This is a genomic window from Micromonospora sp. CPM1, assembly GCF_023896895.1.
GTDB classification, from domain to species: domain Bacteria; phylum Actinomycetota; class Actinomycetes; order Mycobacteriales; family Micromonosporaceae; genus Micromonospora; species Micromonospora tulbaghiae.
The window spans coordinates 261,379-276,863 of the sequence record NZ_JAMHIU010000005.1 but is presented as its reverse complement, the minus strand read 5'-3'; the positions used below and the strand labels follow the sequence as shown (position 1 = coordinate 276,863).

16 protein-coding genes are annotated in these 15,485 nt (G+C 75.7%); 4 read left to right on the top strand and 12 right to left on the bottom strand.

Annotation, left to right across the window (positions count from 1 at the left end; translation table 11 throughout):
• Nucleotides 1–28: 28 nt before the first annotated feature.
• From M8C11_RS08880 to M8C11_RS08840, 9 genes are all read right to left on the bottom strand, one after another.
• On the bottom strand, nt 29–787 hold the full coding sequence (locus M8C11_RS08880) for a hypothetical protein (protein WP_030499327.1): 759 nt from the start codon (nt 785–787) through the stop codon (nt 29–31).
• Nucleotides 788–2,338: 1,551 nt separating this feature from the next.
• The gene (locus M8C11_RS08875) at nt 2,339–2,821 is read right to left on the bottom strand and encodes a phage tail protein (protein ID WP_013286679.1); all 483 of its coding nucleotides are present in this window, start codon (nt 2,819–2,821) and stop codon (nt 2,339–2,341) included.
• Between the two features lies 1 nt (nt 2,822).
• Nucleotides 2,823–4,142 (bottom strand): phage tail sheath subtilisin-like domain-containing protein, encoded by a 1,320-nt coding sequence (locus tag M8C11_RS08870; RefSeq protein WP_252449209.1) that lies wholly within the window; start codon nt 4,140–4,142, stop codon nt 2,823–2,825.
• A gap of 17 nt (nt 4,143–4,159) precedes the next feature.
• Complete coding sequence (locus tag M8C11_RS08865; protein ID WP_252449208.1) at nt 4,160–4,840, bottom strand: carboxypeptidase-like regulatory domain-containing protein; 681 nt, start codon at nt 4,838–4,840, stop codon at nt 4,160–4,162.
• Complete coding sequence (locus tag M8C11_RS08860) at nt 4,837–5,445, bottom strand: glycine zipper family protein (protein ID WP_121685597.1); 609 nt, start codon at nt 5,443–5,445, stop codon at nt 4,837–4,839. The genes M8C11_RS08865 and M8C11_RS08860 overlap by 4 nt, the downstream gene beginning before the upstream one ends.
• A 13-nt stretch (nt 5,446–5,458) precedes the next feature.
• Complete coding sequence (locus M8C11_RS08855) at nt 5,459–5,803, bottom strand: hypothetical protein (protein WP_252449207.1); 345 nt, start codon at nt 5,801–5,803, stop codon at nt 5,459–5,461.
• 141 nt (nt 5,804–5,944) lie between these two features.
• Nucleotides 5,945–6,772, bottom strand: a complete 828-nt coding sequence (locus M8C11_RS08850; protein ID WP_252449206.1) for a DUF3153 domain-containing protein — start codon at nt 6,770–6,772, stop codon at nt 5,945–5,947.
• A 145-nt stretch (nt 6,773–6,917) separates the two neighbouring features.
• The gene (locus M8C11_RS08845; RefSeq protein WP_252449205.1) at nt 6,918–7,391 is read right to left on the bottom strand and encodes a nitroreductase family deazaflavin-dependent oxidoreductase; all 474 of its coding nucleotides are present in this window, start codon (nt 7,389–7,391) and stop codon (nt 6,918–6,920) included.
• 92 nt (nt 7,392–7,483) lie between these two features.
• Complete coding sequence (locus tag M8C11_RS08840) at nt 7,484–8,473, bottom strand: LacI family DNA-binding transcriptional regulator (protein ID WP_252449204.1); 990 nt, start codon at nt 8,471–8,473, stop codon at nt 7,484–7,486.
• A gap of 117 nt (nt 8,474–8,590) precedes the next feature.
• On the opposite strand from M8C11_RS08840, the gene M8C11_RS08835 reads away from it, so the two are divergent.
• Together M8C11_RS08835 and M8C11_RS08830 are read left to right on the top strand one after the other, a co-directional pair.
• Entirely contained in the window at nt 8,591–9,850 is a 1,260-nt protein-coding gene (locus M8C11_RS08835; RefSeq protein ID WP_252449203.1) for an MFS transporter, read from the top strand.
• An 87-nt stretch (nt 9,851–9,937) separates the two neighbouring features.
• Nucleotides 9,938–10,270, top strand: coding sequence for a hypothetical protein (locus tag M8C11_RS08830; RefSeq protein WP_210895159.1), 333 nt, complete (start codon nt 9,938–9,940; stop codon nt 10,268–10,270).
• 10 nt (nt 10,271–10,280) lie between these two features.
• On the opposite strand, the gene M8C11_RS08825 is transcribed toward M8C11_RS08830, so the two are convergent.
• Nucleotides 10,281–10,643 carry a CrcB family protein gene (locus M8C11_RS08825; protein WP_252449202.1) on the bottom strand — a complete coding sequence of 121 codons (363 nt, stop codon included), beginning with the start codon at nt 10,641–10,643 and terminating at the stop codon, nt 10,281–10,283.
• Between the two features lie 37 nt (nt 10,644–10,680).
• Complete coding sequence (locus M8C11_RS08820; protein WP_252449201.1) at nt 10,681–11,163, bottom strand: CrcB family protein; 483 nt, start codon at nt 11,161–11,163, stop codon at nt 10,681–10,683.
• 293 nt (nt 11,164–11,456) lie between these two features.
• Between M8C11_RS08820 and paaK the strand changes: the two genes are divergently transcribed.
• Both paaK and paaI read left to right on the top strand, forming a co-directional pair.
• Nucleotides 11,457–12,764, top strand: coding sequence for a phenylacetate--CoA ligase PaaK (gene paaK, locus M8C11_RS08815; protein WP_252449200.1), 1,308 nt, complete (start codon nt 11,457–11,459; stop codon nt 12,762–12,764).
• A gap of 1 nt (nt 12,765) precedes the next feature.
• Nucleotides 12,766–13,209 carry a hydroxyphenylacetyl-CoA thioesterase PaaI gene (gene paaI, locus M8C11_RS08810; RefSeq protein WP_252449199.1) on the top strand — a complete coding sequence of 148 codons (444 nt, stop codon included), beginning with the start codon at nt 12,766–12,768 and terminating at the stop codon, nt 13,207–13,209.
• 120 nt (nt 13,210–13,329) lie between these two features.
• On the opposite strand, the gene M8C11_RS08805 is transcribed toward paaI, so the two are convergent.
• Entirely contained in the window at nt 13,330–15,435 is a 2,106-nt protein-coding gene (locus tag M8C11_RS08805) for an adenylate/guanylate cyclase domain-containing protein (protein WP_256485794.1), read from the bottom strand.
• Nucleotides 15,436–15,485: the final 50 nt, after the last annotated feature.

Genomic DNA, 15,485 nt, shown 5'->3' with positions numbered 1-15,485 from the left:
TGGCGCGGGGCGCCGGTCGCGTGGCCGGTCACGGGGTGCCTCCCGTGGTGACGGCGTCCGGCGGGACGGTGGCGGCGCCGACCGGCGGAACGGCGAGCGCGGTGCCGGCCGGCACGGTCAGCGGGTCGGTGATCCGGTTGTGCTCGGCGAGCAGCCGCCACCGCAGCGGCGAGCCCAGCGCGTCGTGGGCGAGCAGGTCGAAGCGGACCCCGGACCAGCCCGGCTCGGCCGCGCCGTCGGCGGCGGCCACCACCGCCGACCCGGGCGCGACAGCGGGTGTGCTCGCCGCCGCCAGCTCCTCCTCGAACCCGGCGCGCGCCGCCTCCGCGCCCTCCGCGACGCGGACCAGCTTCAACCGCAGCCAGGACCGCCGGGGCGTACCGGTGAGGGTGAACGCGTCGAAGCGTTCCGCGATCGCGGTGATCACGCCGGGGACGTTCCAGGTCTTGCCCCAGACCAGGCGGACCAGCGGCGGGCGCAGCCAGCCGTGCTCGACCGCCGAGTTCTCGGCGAGCATCCACAGCGGCCGGGTCAGCGCGCGGACGTCCTCGGGCCGGGCCGGCGACTCCACGAAGTCGACGTCGAACAGCAGATCCAGGACCAGTTCGGTACGCCCGCCGCCGGTGAAGACGAGCGGATCGTCGGCCAGCCCGGCGCCGGTGAGCGGCCCGTCCGGCCCGCCGCGCGGGCGTACCCCGGCCAGCCGGGTCACCTGCACGGTCTCCGGGTTGAGCAGGCAGTCGACCCGGGTGCCGGACTCGTCCACGAGGAAGGCGACGCGCTCCATCAGTCACCCGCCTGTTCCCGGTCCAGCCGGGCCGTGTCACTCCACGGGGTGGCCCGCGTCGCCGGGGTCCACCACGCCGGTTCGCCCGGTAGCGCCGGCCACGGATCCGCGCTGCCGTCGGTCGCCCGGGCCGCGCCGGTCGGGTTCGTCGCCGGGGCCGGGCCGGCGTCGTCCGGCAGCGCCGGCCAGGGGCCGCCGGGCGTGGGCCGCGCGGGTCGCTGCCCCGGTCGAGCCCGGGAATCGCCGCCGGGGGCCGGGTGACGCCCGTTCGGGTACGGCGAGCCCGCGGCCCGCCCCGGGTCGTCTCCGGCCCGTCCCTGCCACCCGTGCGGTGAGGCGGCCGCGAACAGGAGCGGGAGTACGTCGTCCCGAGCGGGCGACGGTTCCGTCCCGGGGTCGTCGGCCCGGCGCCGTTCCCGGCTCCGGTCGGCCCGAGCGCGCCGCGTGAGGGCGTCCGCCCGATCCACGCCGAGGCCGGGCCACCCCGTGGCCGGTGACTGCCGGTCCGGTCCGCCCGACGTCGGTGTGCCGGGTGATCCGGCCGTGCCCGTGGCGCGTGATCCGGCCGTCTCCGTGCCGCCGGTGGTGCGCGCTGTACGCGCCGACCCGGCCGCATCAGTCGAACCGGCCGTGTCCGACCTGCGCGCTGTGCCCGGCGTTCGTACCCCTCCCGGTGTGCCCGCCGATCCGGTCACGTCCGCGTCGGCTGCCTTCGTCGGCCGGCCCGGCCCTGTCACGTACCGGGATGCCGGCGTGAGGCCAGGCGCCGCGACGGTGTCGGGCCCTGCGTCATAGCGGCTGAAGGCGGCACCGGCCGCCGGTGCCGAAGGCCCGGCTTCGGCCGATCCGCTTCTCGCCCTCGCCCGTCCCGTTCCGTTCCCCGCACCGGCCGGCCCGTTCCCTGCACCGGCCGGCCCGCTCCCTGCACGGGCCGGTGCGCTTCCCGGACCGTTGCATGTAGACGCCGTCCGAGTCGGTCCTGCGCCGGCACGGCTCGCTGCTACGCCTGGCCCGGCCGATCCCGGCGTCCCGCCGTCGACCCCCGCCGGCTCCCGGCTCCCAGCTCCCGGAACCCCCGTCCCGCCGAACGGGACGCCCTGGAGATCTTGGTAGGAAATGGCCCCTATGGGGGCCGTTTCGTACCAAGATCTCGACGACGAACCGGGATCGGCCCCGTGGGGATAGCGCGTTCGGGAACGGGGTGTGCCGAAGCGGTCGGCCAACAGCGCCTTCCATCCTCGCCACAACCGGCCCATCCCGCGTCGGCCCGGCTCGCCCCGTCGTGTCCGCGTCTGGTCCGGGCTGCCGTTCGCGGACGGGTCGGTGAGAAGTCCGGGCTCGACGGGGGACGGGGGCGGAGGCAGGTCGCGCAGGAGGCCGGGGGCGTGCGCCGCGACCAGGCGCCGCCAGTGCTCGGGCGGCTGACCGGGAGGACGCGACACATCCTCCGGTGAGCCCGGTGAGCCCGGTGAGCCCGGTGAGCCCGGTGCGTCCGGCGACCCCGGTGCGGACAACCGATCGGCGGTGGCCCGCAACGCGCGGGCCAGCCGGTCACGCGGTCGCCGGGGCGGCGGCACCGCCGGCCTCCAGCTCCAGGCCCTCGTACGCCAGGGTCAGCGCCTCGATGGCGATCTCCTGCGACAGCGTGTTCAGGTGCGCGCCCCGCCACCGGGTCGGCCAAGCGTTGATCATGTTCCAGCGCAGCACCTCGGCGGTGCCGGCCGGGTCCAGCAGCACCACCGACACGTTGCGCCGGTTGACGGTGCCCTTGGCGGCCGCGTTCACCCAGTCCCACAGCTCGCGTGAGCTGGTCAGGCCGAAGTGGAGGGTGACCGGGGCGTACTCGACCTGGCCGGGCACGGCCCGGATGCGCTCGTTGCCCGCCTCCCGGTACGACAGCGCCGGTATCGCCACCTCGAAGCCGCTGACCTCGGTGAAGTGCCCGTTGGTGATGCCGTTGATCAGCAGTTTGAAGTGGTACGCCCGGTACGGGTCGACGGGTGCTCCGGGCTGCGGGGTGGCCGTGGTGGGCATGTCAGCCTCCGATCGTCTCGGTCTCGGTGCCGCCGGCCCACTGGCTCAGCTTGAACACCACGAACTCCGCGGGCTTGACCACCGCGATGCCGATGTGGGCCACCACCATCCCGGCGTCGCGGACGTCGGCCGGGTTGGTCTCCTCGTCGCACTTGACGAAGAACGCCTCCTCGGGCGTACGGCCGAGCAGCGCGCCGTCACGCCAGACCCGGGTGAGGAACGCCCCGATGTCGCGGCGGATCGAGCGCCACAGCGTGAAGTCGTTCGGCTCGAACACCATCCAGCGGGTGCCGTTGGCGATGGCCTGCTCGATGGAGATGGACAGCCGCCGCACGTTCAGGTAGCGCCACTCGCTCGCCTCGGCGGCGAGCGTACGGGCGCCCCACAGCCGGATCCCTTCCCCGGCGAAGAAGCGGATCACGTTGACGCCCTTGGGATTGAGCACGTCGTGCTCCGGCCGGGTCACCCGGTACGCGAGGTCGACGGCACCGCGTACCGGCTCGTTGGCCGGTGCCTTGTGCACGCCGCGCAGCGCGTCGGTGCGGGCCCAGATGCCGGCGACGTGCCCGCTCGGCGGGGTGAGCACCAGGTCGCCGCTGAGCGGGTCGCGGACCCGGATCCACGGGAAGTAGAAGGTGGCGTAGTCCGACTGCCGGGGCCGGTCGCCGCCGGTGCCGGGCGGCTCGCCGTCGCCGTCGCCCGGCGTACCCTCGGCGGGCTTGTCGGCCGACCCGGCCGACCCGGCCGACCCGGCCGACCCGGCCGACCCGGCCGATGCGGCGGACCCGGCCGAACCGGCGGACCCGGCCGACCCGGACCTGGGCGGCTTGCCGGGCGTGGCGACGCGGGTGAGCCGCGAGACGTCGGTGACCTCCGGCGGCGGGTCGCAGATCGCCACCATGGTGCGCAGCCGCTCGGCCGTGCTGATCAGTGCTTCGTGCGAGACCGGGTCGTGGTAGCCCGGCGCGGCCAGGATGGAGATCTCGTCGATCGCCTCCAGCAGTTGCAGGCCGCCGCGCCGTCCGCCGGTGCCGGTGAGCTGGCCGCCCTCGCCGACGTTGACGATCCAGCAGCGGGTGCCGCCGTTGTCCAGGAAGCCGAACACGGCGCGGGCCAGCGGGGTGCTCTCCAGATGCTCGCCGTCGGCGTACAGCCGCAGGAACTCGGTCCAGCTGTTCACCGCCAGCGCCTCGCCGACGTGGGCGCCGCGGTCGGGCGCGATCCCGACGAACGCGGCGGTGCTCATGCCGACCGGCCCGATCGGGCGGGCCCCGCTGGGCACCTCCTCGACGTAGATGCCGGGGGAGAAGTAGGTGGGCATCGGTCCTCCTCGGGACGTCAGTCGGGGGCGCGGACGACGATCAGGCCGTCGCCTTCCGGATCGAGTTCGGCGGTGTGGACGCGCCCCGCGCCGGTGAGCCGGATCCGCACCGGGGCGTCCGGCGCGTCGGGGTCGTGCGGGACGCCGACCAGCCGGAACCGCCCGGCGGCGTCGGTCTCGGTGGCCTGGGCGGCGCCCACCAGCTCCACCCGGACGGCGGCGAGCGGCTGGTCCTGCGGCCCGACCACCCGCCCGTCGAGCGTGCGCATGCCGAGCTGCCGCAGCCGCAGCGGCTGGCGTACCGGTGGCGCGACCGGGACCGGCCGTTCCACCCGGGCCGGCGCGTCCAGCAGCAGCGCGGGCCGGGGCGCCACGCCGAGCGCCCGCCACAGCGCCGGGTCGCCGGCGGCCAGCACCAGCTCCGGCCGGCCCGCCGTGGTGGCGGCGGCGAGCACCCGGTCCAGCGCGGGCAGCGCCGCCGGCCCGCCGCCGGCGACCAGCAGGCGGACCACGAACCGGTACGGCTCGCGCGTCGCGCCGCCGGTCGCGGTCTGCCGGGCCGGCCGCAGCTCCAGCGGCCAGACCGTGAGGCCGCCGTCGGGGTCGTCGCGCGGCGGACCGACCGGTACGGGCTCACCCGCGGCCCCGGCCAGCCAGCTCGCGACGTCCGCGACGGCCGCCTCGATCGCGCCGGTCATCGCGGTGGCGTCCCCTGGATGCGGTACGCGATGGCCTCGTTCCACACGTGCGGGTAGACGCCGATCTCGAAGTATCGGGTGAACCGGTTGATCGGCGCGTTGGTGTGGTCGTGCCAGAGCAGCCACACCGGGGCGACTGTGAACAGCACGTAGTTGAGCGCCACCAGCGGCAGGTAGAACGGGCCGAGCAGCCGGGCCTGGAACACGTGCACGTCCTCGTGCCGCTGGATGCCCGGGCTGGACCCGGCGCAGACCGTGCCGATGGTGGTGGCGTACCGGGGGGAGACGCCCTCGACGACGTTGACCCGGCCGCTGCCGGCCGAGACGACCCGGTCGAGCTGGTGGCCGAAGACCAGGTGCAGCGCCAGGAACAGCGCCCCGGCGAACGTGTTGAGCAGGCTCCAGGTGTGGTCGACGACGAAGAGGAAGATCCCCTTCGGGTCGGCGCCGTACGTGCCGGCCGAGGCGGACGCCCAGCCGAACGGCGCGCCGAGCAGCAGTCCGACGACCGCGCCGACCAGCAGGCCGACGGTGCCGGCGGCGAGTTGCCCGAGTGCGGCGCCGAAGACGACCTGGACGGCCGCGCTGAGGATGCCGAAGATCATGGGGTCACCTCTCTCAGACCCAGGAGCGGACGAAGCGGGGCTCGTGCCCCTGGGCGAGCTGGGTCGGCGACGCCTGCGTCGCCTGCCGGTTGCCCGGGGGGAGCTGGTTGACGCCGAGCGCGGCGGAGAAGATCACCAGCCCGTTGAAGAACGCGATGACCCACTTCTCCGGGCCGGCCTCGGTGGCGAACGCGGCGGTCAGGTACGACAGCAGGAGCGCGAAGCCCAGCGCGATCCACTTGCGCGCCTTGTCACCGCTCGGGCCGATCAGCCCGCCGATGACGTTGGTGGCGAGCAGGGTGGCGGCGCTGGCGCCGGTGAGGCTGCCCAGGGCGGCCCAGGTGAAGAGATCGTTCACGGCGATCCCCCTCTTTCCACTGTGCGGTGGTGCGGTCGGGGTGGGTGGTGCGGCGGCGTCCGGGGCGTACCCCGGGGTCCGCCCGGTGTGTGGTGGGCCGCCGGCGCGGGCGCCGTCGGTGGTCGGAGGGTCCGGCCGGGCTCAGGCCGGCGGACCGGCGGGCGGTGCGGGCGCGGCCGGGGCGCCGGGTGCGGGCGGGGCGCCGGTGCCGGCCGGGGCCGGACCGGTGGGCGTCGCCGCGGCTGGAGCGGCTCCGTGGGAACGCCGCCGCAACAGCAGCGCCACCGCGACGGCGACGACCAGCAGCACGACGACCACGCCGGCGACGACCGGCAGCCAGGGGAAGGAACCATTCCCGGTCACCACCGCGGCCGGGCTGGTGGCGGGCGGCGGGGGCGCCTGGGCGACGGCACGCAACTCGGCCGGCTTCGGCTGGTTGGCGACCACCTTCCAGCTGACCGAACGCCCGGTGATCGTGCCGTTGGTGTCGAGCACCCGGCCGGGGAACGTCACCGAGATCTCGAACTCCATCAAGGTCATGAACGCCTGCTGCTGGCGCGGATCCTGCTGGCCGAACTTGCCGCCGTATTTCTTCGGGTCCAGCGGGAGCGAGAAGCGATAGAGATCTTCGTCCCGAACAAGATTCACGCTTTCACTCGTGAATTGCGCCAGCGGTGTTTTCCGGTACGTGATCTGAATGCCGTACGAGGTGGCGTCCTCGTACCGGGTCTCCGCCCCGGGCGGAAGTGAGGGAATGTTCGGCCGCAGTTCGGCGAACGCCACCGCCGGGTCCGGGTTCCGCTGCTTGAGCACGGACTTCGGCGCGGTGAGCAGGAGCTGACCGGAGACGGTGTCGTCGTCGTTCACGGTCAGCCCGAGGTTGAGCTGCATGCAGCCGCTCAATATCGCCACGAGGGCGAGACACACCGCGAGGCCGAATGCCCGGCTGCGGCGGAGTCTCGTATTCATGCGGCAAGTGTGAGCGCCCGCGCCGGGCGCGACAGTCAGCGATCAGCCGCCTTCGTGTCGCCGATCTTACCCGCCGTCTCTCCCATTCGGCCGACCCGCGGAAACCGCCGCGCTCGATATTCTGGAGTTTTGTGCGCGGGCGCTTTCACCGGTTGTCCGCCGGCACGATCCGGAAGACCGGAACACCGGCGGCGACCCGGGCGAAGTCGGCGAGCGGGGCGTGCCGGTCCACCGGCACGTGCGCCCGGGCGCCCGGGGCGAGCGCCAGGTGCCGGCGCAGGACCGGTGGCCGCTGCGCCACCGGCACCTCGACCAGCCGGACCGGCTCGCGGCCGCGACGGCGCAGCACGACCCGCCCGCCCGCAGCGCGCACGTTCGCCACCCAGTTGGCCCGATCGCCCAGCATCGACACGACGTACCGCTCGCCGTCGAGGTCGGCGACCACGATCGGCACCGAGACGGTCCGGCCGGTGCGGCGGCCCGGCACCTCCATCGTCACCCAGTGCCGCGGGGCGAGGCCGGCGCCGTACTGCCAGGCCGACAGCGCGTTCATCATCCGGGCCAGCCGGTTCGGCCGGCCGCCCCGGTACATCCATCTGGTGGGTCGCCACCGCCGCATCGGAAACTCCCTTCCCCGCCCTCCATTAGCGGACGGCGCGGGGGCGACGGCCAGGGCCGGCCGGCCCGGACGGGACCGGGCCGAGTGGCCGGTCAGGCGCTCTCGCGGGTGACCAGCGTCGACGGGAACGCGGTGCTCGGGGCGGCCGGCGCGCGCGTCAGCACGGCCGTGGCCGCGGCGGCGGCGATCCGGTCGACCGGGTGGGTCGCGGTGGTCAGCGGCGGGCTGCTGATCGCCGCGTACGGCAGGTCGTCGAACCCGGCCACCGCCACGTCGTGCGGCACCCGCACGCCGCGCCCGCGCAGCGCCGCGATCACGCCGAAGGCGGTGGCGTCGCTGGCCGCGTAGACCGCGTCGGCGTCCGGCCACCGGCGCAGCGCCTCCAGCGCCGCCCGGCCGCCCCGTGCCGTGGTGAAGTCGCCGGTGACCAGCCGCTCCGGCGACCCCGACTCCCGCATCAGCTCCCGGTACGTGGTGACCGACCGCTCGGCGCAGCTCAGCCAGCGCGGACCGGTGACCATGACGATGCGGCGCCGGCCGGTGGCGTACAGGTGGCGTAGCACCTCGCCCGCGCCACCGGCGTTGTCGACGTCGAACGACGGCACCGTCGGCGAGCCCTGACCGATCGAGACGACGCGGCCGCGCAGCCTCGGCGGCACCGCGTCCAGCGCCGCCTGGGTCGTGTTGACCAGAATCACGCCGCACACGCCCCGGTCCGCGCCGAGCCGGGCCAGCCCCGACGGGTCGGCCAGCGGCAGCCACTCCAGCGCCACGCCGACGCCGTGCGGCGCGCACACCCGCGACGCCGCGCTCACCACCCGGTGCACGTACGGGTCGTCCAGCACCGTGTCGTCGCGGCCCACCACCGCCACCACCAGGCGTACCCCGGCCCCGCGCACCAGCGCCCGGGCCGCGAGGTCCGGTACGTAGTCGAGGCGCTCGGCGGCGGCCCGCACCCGGGCACGGGCGTCCACCGAGGTGAACCCGTAGCCGCCGAGCACCCGGGAGGCGGTGGCCCGGGACACCCCGGCGTCGCGGGCCACGTCGTCGAGCGTGGCGGGACGTGCGGTCGGCGTACCCATGCCCGCATCATGCCTGCTCCGGCGCGGATGGGCGAAGCCATAACGGCGCTTGTGGTGGAAGCGCTCTCAGGTGTGCGATTGTCGTCGGGATCAGACGGGGGAAGGGATCACCGCACCGTGAGCAGCACCATCGACGCACCGGCCGGGAAGCGGCCACCGGCGCCCCGGGCGGTGCTGACCGCCCGCAACGGCGTGGCCGTCGTCTTCGCCCTCAACGGGCTCGCGGTGGCGAGCTGGTTCTCCCGCGTCCCGGCTGCCCGCGAGGCGCTCGACCTCACGCCGAGCCGGCTCGGGCTGCTGCTGCTCTGCGTGTCGGCGGGCTCGCTGCTGGCCATGCCGACCGCCGGCCTGGTCACGCAGCGGCTCGGGCCGACGCGCACGGTGAACGTGTCGGTGGTGCTGGTCTCGCTCGGCCTGACCGTGGCCGGTCTGTCCGCCAGCCTGGCCGGCTCGGTCGTCGGGGTGGGGCTCGGCCTCGCCGCGTTCGGCTTCGGCTCCGGCATGTGCGACGTGGCGATGAACGTCGAGGGCGCCGCGGTGGAGAAGCGCCTCGGCTACACCATCCTGCCCCGGTTCCACGCCGCCTGGAGTCTCGGCTCGGTGGCCGGGGCCGGGCTGGGCGCCGGCGCCGCCCGGCTGGACGTACCCGTCGGGGTGCACCTGCCGGTCCTGTCCGTGCTGGTCCTGGCCGGCACGCTGGTCGGCGCCCGGGCGTTCCTCGCCGCACCGGCCGAGGGGGCCGGCGACGGGGAGCCGGCGGCCCGGCGGCGGGCGCTGCTGGCCGCCTGGCGCGAGCCCCGCACCCTGCTGATCGGGTTGCTCGTGCTGGTCATGGCGTTCACCGAGGGCAGCGCCAACGACTGGCTCGCGGTGGCGTTCGTCGACGGGTACGGGGTCGACGAGGCCGTCGGCGCCGCCGTGTTCGGCGTGTTCGTGGTGGGCATGACGCTCGGCCGCACCGTCGGCACCGTCGCCATCGACAGGTGGGGGCGGGTGCCGGTGCTGTACGCGACCATCGCGACGGCGTCGGCCGGCGCCGCGCTCGCCGTGCTGGCCGGGTCCGGCCCGCTCGCCGTGGCCGGCGTGGCGCTGTGGGGCATCGGCGCGTCGCTCGGCTTCCCGGTCGGGATGAGCGCCGCCGCCGACGACGAGGACAGGGCCGCGGCCCGGGTGAGCGTGGTGGCCGTGATCGGCTACACCGCCTTCCTCGCCGGCCCGCCGCTGCTCGGCTTCCTCGGCGACCACTTCGGCGTGCTGTCCGCGCTCGGCGTGGTGCCGCTGCTCCTGCTGCCCACGCTCGCGCTGGTGCCGGTGCTGCGAGAACGCGCCGCCGCGCCCGACGCGCAGGCCGGCGCCCCGGCGGCGAAGGTCGGCTGAGCCGGCCCAGCCGACTCCCACCGCGCTCCCAGCCGCCTGCCAGACGGGCGTGCTGCACTGGAGCGAACGCGAGGAGAGGAGGCGGGCATGGGCTGGTTCAGCCGCCGGGCCGCCGACCCGACGACGCCCACGAAGCTCGACCGCGAGGCGACCAAGGAGGACCTGGCGCAACTGGAGGCGTTCGTCACCAGCCGGAGCGGGGTCGAGTTCTACCTGGAACCGGAGACCACCGCCACCGACACCACAGTCGTCGCCATCGCGCACGACGGCGAGTGGATCCGCCGCCGTACCGGCTCGCCCCGGGTCGCCGGCAGGATCGCCCAGAAGCACGCGGTGCCGCTGTACGAGGCGGCCCGCACCGGCTACCCGGAGCGGATGCGGGCGTGGAACCGGGCCCACCCGGAGCGCCGGGCCCGCTGACCGGCGCCGGTCAGCCGGTCAGCGTGGTGACGACCGCGTAGCCCAGGAACGCCGCACCGAGCCCCGCGACCACACTGAGCGCCACATTCGCGTACGCGAGGCGGCGCTCGCCGGTGCGGGCCAGGCGAAACGTCTCGTAGCTGAGCGTGGACCAGGTGGTCAGCGCGCCGCAGAAGCCGGTGCCGACCAGCGCGGTCACGGCCGGGCCGACGGGCGCCGCGAGCAGCCCGCCGAGCAGCACCGACCCGGCCAGGTTGACGGTGAGCGTGCCCCACGGGAACGGCGAGCCGTGCCGGGCCTGCACCGCCCGGTCGGTCAGGTAGCGCAGCGGCGCGCCGATCGCGGCGCCGAGTGCGATCAGCAGGACCGTCATCGGTCCGCCCCGTGCCGGGCGCGCAGCAGCGCGACGGTCATCGTCGGCTCCCGTTCCGGGCGCGCAGCAGCCGGGCGGTGACCGCGTCCCCGGCCGCGACCGCCGCCAGCGCGGCGAGCACCGTCGCGGCCAGGTAGGCGCCCGCCGTACCGGCCGCGCCGTCGGTCAGCAGCCGCTGCGCGTCGACCGCGTACGCGGAGAACGTGGTGAACCCGCCGAGCCCGCCGACGCCGAGGAACGGCCGGGTCAGCGGGTGGGCCCGGCGGGCAGCGAGCACCGCCATCAGCACGCCGATGAGCAGGCAGCCGGTGACGTTGACGGCGAACGTGGCCCAGGGGAAGCCGCCGGGCTGGTGCGGCACGGCGGCCTGGGCGCCGGCCCGGGCCAGCGCGCCGAGCACACCGCCGGCGGCGATCACGCCGAGCACCGCCGCCGGGTGCGCGGGCAGTTCCGCCCGGTCCGCCGGTACGCGCAGGTCGACGTCCGGATCGACGCGGGGATCGGACACGGCACCTCCCACCAGGACTCGTCACTGGCAGGGACCGTTGGCGACGTCGCGGTTCTCCCGGCACCCGCCGGAACGGCGGGCCCCACCGCCACCGAGAGCATAACCCCGCCCCGCCCTCGCCCCGCCCGCCCTCGCCCTTGTCGACCTTGCAGGTTCGGCCCCGGCATACCGGACATCCGCGGCACCCGAGGGGCGGCAACTGCAAGATCGCGGGGGAGAGGAGGGGAGGAGGGAGGGGCGGGCGTACGGTGGGCGGCAGCGCCCGGCGCGGCGGCGTCCGGGGCCCCTCGTGCCAGGAGGTCACCGTGGAGGAGCGCACGCCCCGTCCGGACGAGCTGGATCCCGTCGAGCGGATCGGCGTCGACGAGCTGCGCGCGCTGCAACTGGACCGGCTGCGGCACTCGCTGCGGCACGCGTACGACAACGTGCCCCACTACCGGCGCGCGTTCGACGACGTCGGCGCGCACCCGGACGACCTGCGTGAACTGGCCGACCTGGCCCGCTTCCCGTTCACCACGAAGGCGGAGCTGCGGGAGAACTACCCGTTCGGCATGTTCGCGGTGCCCCGCGAGCGGGTCGCCCGGCTGCACGCCTCCTCCGGCACCACCGGCCGTCCCACTGTGGTCGGCTACACCCGCGCCGACCTGGACACCTGGGCGAAGCTGATGGCCCGCTCGATCCGGGCCGCCGGGGGCCGCCGCGGCGACCGGGTGCACGTCGCGTACGGCTACGGGCTGTTCACCGGCGGCCTCGGCGCCCACTACGGCGCCGAGGAGCTGGGCTGCACGGTCGTCCCGGTCTCCGGCGGCATGACCGAGCGCCAGGTGATGCTGATCCGCGACCTCGAACCGGAGGTCGTCATGGTGACGCCGAGCTACATGCTGGCCATCGTCGACGAGATGGAACGTCAGGGCGTCGACCCGCGCGCCACCTCGCTGCGGGTGGGGATCTTCGGCGCCGAGCCGTGGACCGAGGACATGCGCCGCGAGCTGGAGCAGCGCCTGGACATGCACGCGCTCGACATCTACGGCCTGTCCGAGGTGATGGGGCCGGGTGTGGCGGTCGAGTGCGTGGAGACCAAGGACGGCCTGCATCTCTGGGAGGACCACTTCTACCCGGAGATCATCGACCCGGTCACCGGGGAGGTGCTGCCCGACGGAGAGCGGGGTGAGCTGGTGCTGACCTCGCTGACCAAGGAGGCCATGCCGGTGGTCCGCTACCGCACCCGCGACCTCACCCGGCTGCTCCCCGGCACCGCCCGCCCGATGCGGCGGATCGAGAAGATCACCGGGCGTACCGACGACATGATGATCGTCCGGGGGGTGAACGTCTTCCCGACCCAGATCGAGGAGCTGATCCTGCGTACCCCGGCCCTGTCGCCGCACTTCCAGTGCGTGCTCGACCGGCGGGGCCGGCTCGACACGCTCACCGTCCACGTGGAGCGGCGCGCGGGCGCCGCCGCCGACGAGGCCGAGCGGGCCGGCGCCACGCTGGTCGAGCAGGTCAAGAACACGATCGGGGTGTCCGTGGCGGTACGGGTGATCGAGCCGGACGGGGTGGAACGCTCGATGGGCAAGATGCGCCGCATCGTCGACCAGCGGCGGGAGTCCTGACATGGCCGGTGACGGCGGCCGCACCGCGGCGCACGACATGTTCGACGCCGACGTGGCGTCCAAGGGGCTCGGCATCGAGCTCGTCTCGGCCGGCGACGGCGCGGCGGTGGCCCGGATGCGGGTCACCGCGGCGATGCTCAACGGGCACGCGATCGGGCACGGCGGATTCGTGTTCCTGCTCGCCGACACCGCGTTCGCGCTGGCCTGCAACAGCCACGGCCCGGCCACCGTGGCGGCCGGCGGCGAGATCAGCTTCCTGCGCCCGGTACGCGAGGGCGACCTGCTGGAGGCGTACGCCACCGAGCGGGTCCGGCACGGCCGCAGCGGTATCTACGACGTGACGGTGCGGCGGGGCGACGAGGTGGTGGCCGAGTTCCGGGGCCGCAGCCGCACCATCGCCCGCGACCAGCCGACGGGCCCGCAGGCCGCCGCGTCGGCCCGCTGAGACGCGCGACCGGCCAGCCGGGCTCGCCGACAAGCGCGACCAGCTGACCCGGCCCGCTGACACGCGCTGTCCGGTGACGTCCCGGGCCGGAGTGGCCCCGTGCCCGCTCCGACCCGGACGTCATGCCGCCAGCCCGAGCACGTGCCCGCCGGGCTCGGTTCTTCGCCGGTTCCGGCCCACCCGCCCGCGCGGACCGGTCCGCCGTTCCCGCCATGCCGTGACCACAGGTGACGGCCCGGTCCGCTGCCCGGGCCACGCCGCGACTGTGGACGACGGACCGGTCCGCTGCCCGGGCCACACCGTGACACCCGGGATGATCCGTGTCGCGGCGGCCGCCGGTCCGGCACGCACCGGCTGCCCGGGCACCGCCCGGAGCGCGCCGGCCTGGTCCGGCTGCCCGGGCACCGGGTGGAGCGCGTCGAAGCGATCGAGCCAGTCCGGCGGGACGGGCGCCGGTCGGGCCCCTCCACCCGACCGGCGCGACCGTCCCGCCCCGAGCGGGCAGACCTCCCGCTCGCCGGCGCCCCGGGACGGGACGCCGGTTCCCGCTCCCGGCACGCGGCCGGCAGCGGTGTCCTTCGCGGCGCGCAGGCGGCGGGCGAAGTCCGCGCGTACCGCACGGGACAGCCGCAGCGCGGCCACCCGCGCCACCAGCGCGTCGATCGCCCAGCCGCCGGCCGTGACCGGGCGTACCAGCCCCGCCGCGGCCAGCGCCCGCAGCACCGGCTCGGCCCGGCCGGCAGGCCAGCCGAGCATCGCCTCCACCACGGCCGCCACGACCGGGCCGCCCCGGGCGGCACCGGCCAGCAGGACCGCACGGTGCGTACCGTCGAGCCGGTCCAGCCGGGCGTCCACCAGGCGGCGCGCGACGGCGGGTACGCCACCCGGCTCGCCGGCCGGATCCGCCGACGCGTACGCGGTCGCGACCGCCGGACTGCCGCCGGCCAGCGGAAGCAGCCGCGCGGCGAGCGCGGCCGGCCGCCCGGCGCGGTCGAGCAGGTGCCGCAGCAACCGCCCGGTGTCCAGCGGGCCCAGCGGCTCCACCGGGATCCGCCGCGCCGGTGCGGGCAACGGGTCGGCCGAGCCGGAGCCGCACGTGGTGACCACCGCCAGCGGCAGTTCCCGCTCGGCCGCCGCCACGTGGAGCTGGTGCAGGAACCGGCGCAGCGCCGGGGCGGCCCGGTCCAGGTCGTCCACCGCGACCACCACCGGCGCGTCGGCGGCCAGGCCGAGCAGCACCTCGCGGCAGGCGACCACGGCGCGGGCCGCCACCGTGTCGTCGTCCGGCGCGGCGAGGAACGCGGCGAGCACGCCGCCCGGCCCGTCGGCGACAGTCCCGTCCGGCCGGGGACGGACCAGGTCGGCCAGCGGGGCCAGCTCCCCGCACGGGTACGGCGGGCAGGCCGTCACCCGGCGGCGCACCGGCACGCCGTCCACGTGCGACACCGCCCGGGTCACCTCGTGCAGCAGCCGGCTGCGGCCGCTGCCCGGCGGGCCGACCAGTGAGATCCACCGGGGACGCCGCTCGCGCAGCGCCCGGGTCACCTCGTCGGCCGCGCCGGCCAGCTCACGGCGGCGGCCCACGAGCGGGCCGCGGTGCCGGGCCGGCCTGCTCCCGGCCGCCCCGGTCACCCGCCACACGTCCAGCGGGAGCACCTTGCCGGCGAGCGTCAGGGTGGCGAGTGGACGCTGTTCGACCAGTCCGGCCACCGCGCTGCGGGTCTCCGGGCAGACCACGACCCCGCCCGGCGGCGCGTGCTCCTGGAGGCGGGCCGCCGTGGTGATCACCGCGCCGCTGGCCGCGCCGTGGCCGCCGTCGCGGACCCCGGCCAGGTCGAGCAGCACCTCGCCGGTCGCCACCCCGACCCGCACGCGCAGCCGGACGCCGCCCGGCCGCCGCCGCTCCAGCGCGGCCTGAATGTCCAGCCCGGCCCGCACCGCCCGGTACGCGTCGAGACCGTCCGAACCGGACGCGCCGAACAGCGCCATGACCGCGTCGCCGACGTACTTCTCCACCACGCCCCGCCAGCGGCGCAGCACGGAGGCGACGGTGCCGAAGTAGGCGCGCTGCAACGCGCGTACGTCCTCCGGGTCGAGCCGCTCGACCAGCCGGGTGGAGCCGACGATGTCGACGAAGAGGACGGTCACGGTACGTCGTTCCTCGGGCACGGGCCGGCACGCCGCGATGACGGCTTTCCGACTCCCTGCGGGCGTGGTGATCAACATCGCACCCACCCTTTCCCGATCGTGGTGCCCGACGACCTCAGCAGACTTTC

Bases quoted from the DNA above. Each gene is read 5' to 3' on its own strand.
- M8C11_RS08880 (WP_030499327.1), bottom strand. From the start codon at position 787: ATGGAGCGCGTCGCCTTCCTCGTGGACGAGTCCGGCACCCGGGTCGAC.
- M8C11_RS08875 (WP_013286679.1), bottom strand. From the start codon at position 2,821: ATGCCCACCACGGCCACCCCGCAGCCCGGAGCACCCGTCGACCCGTAC.
- M8C11_RS08870 (WP_252449209.1), bottom strand. From the start codon at position 4,142: ATGCCCACCTACTTCTCCCCCGGCATCTACGTCGAGGAGGTGCCCAGC.
- M8C11_RS08865 (WP_252449208.1), bottom strand. From the start codon at position 4,840: ATGACCGGCGCGATCGAGGCGGCCGTCGCGGACGTCGCGAGCTGGCTG.
- M8C11_RS08860 (WP_121685597.1), bottom strand. From the start codon at position 5,445: ATGATCTTCGGCATCCTCAGCGCGGCCGTCCAGGTCGTCTTCGGCGCC.
- M8C11_RS08850 (WP_252449206.1), bottom strand. From the start codon at position 6,772: ATGAATACGAGACTCCGCCGCAGCCGGGCATTCGGCCTCGCGGTGTGT.
- M8C11_RS08845 (WP_252449205.1), bottom strand. From the start codon at position 7,391: ATGCGGCGGTGGCGACCCACCAGATGGATGTACCGGGGCGGCCGGCCG.
- M8C11_RS08840 (WP_252449204.1), bottom strand. From the start codon at position 8,473: ATGGGTACGCCGACCGCACGTCCCGCCACGCTCGACGACGTGGCCCGC.
- M8C11_RS08830 (WP_210895159.1), top strand. From the start codon at position 9,938: ATGGGCTGGTTCAGCCGCCGGGCCGCCGACCCGACGACGCCCACGAAG.
- M8C11_RS08825 (WP_252449202.1), bottom strand. From the start codon at position 10,643: ATGACGGTCCTGCTGATCGCACTCGGCGCCGCGATCGGCGCGCCGCTG.
- paaI (WP_252449199.1), top strand. From the start codon at position 12,766: ATGGCCGGTGACGGCGGCCGCACCGCGGCGCACGACATGTTCGACGCC.
- M8C11_RS08805 (WP_256485794.1), bottom strand. From the start codon at position 15,435: ATGTTGATCACCACGCCCGCAGGGAGTCGGAAAGCCGTCATCGCGGCG.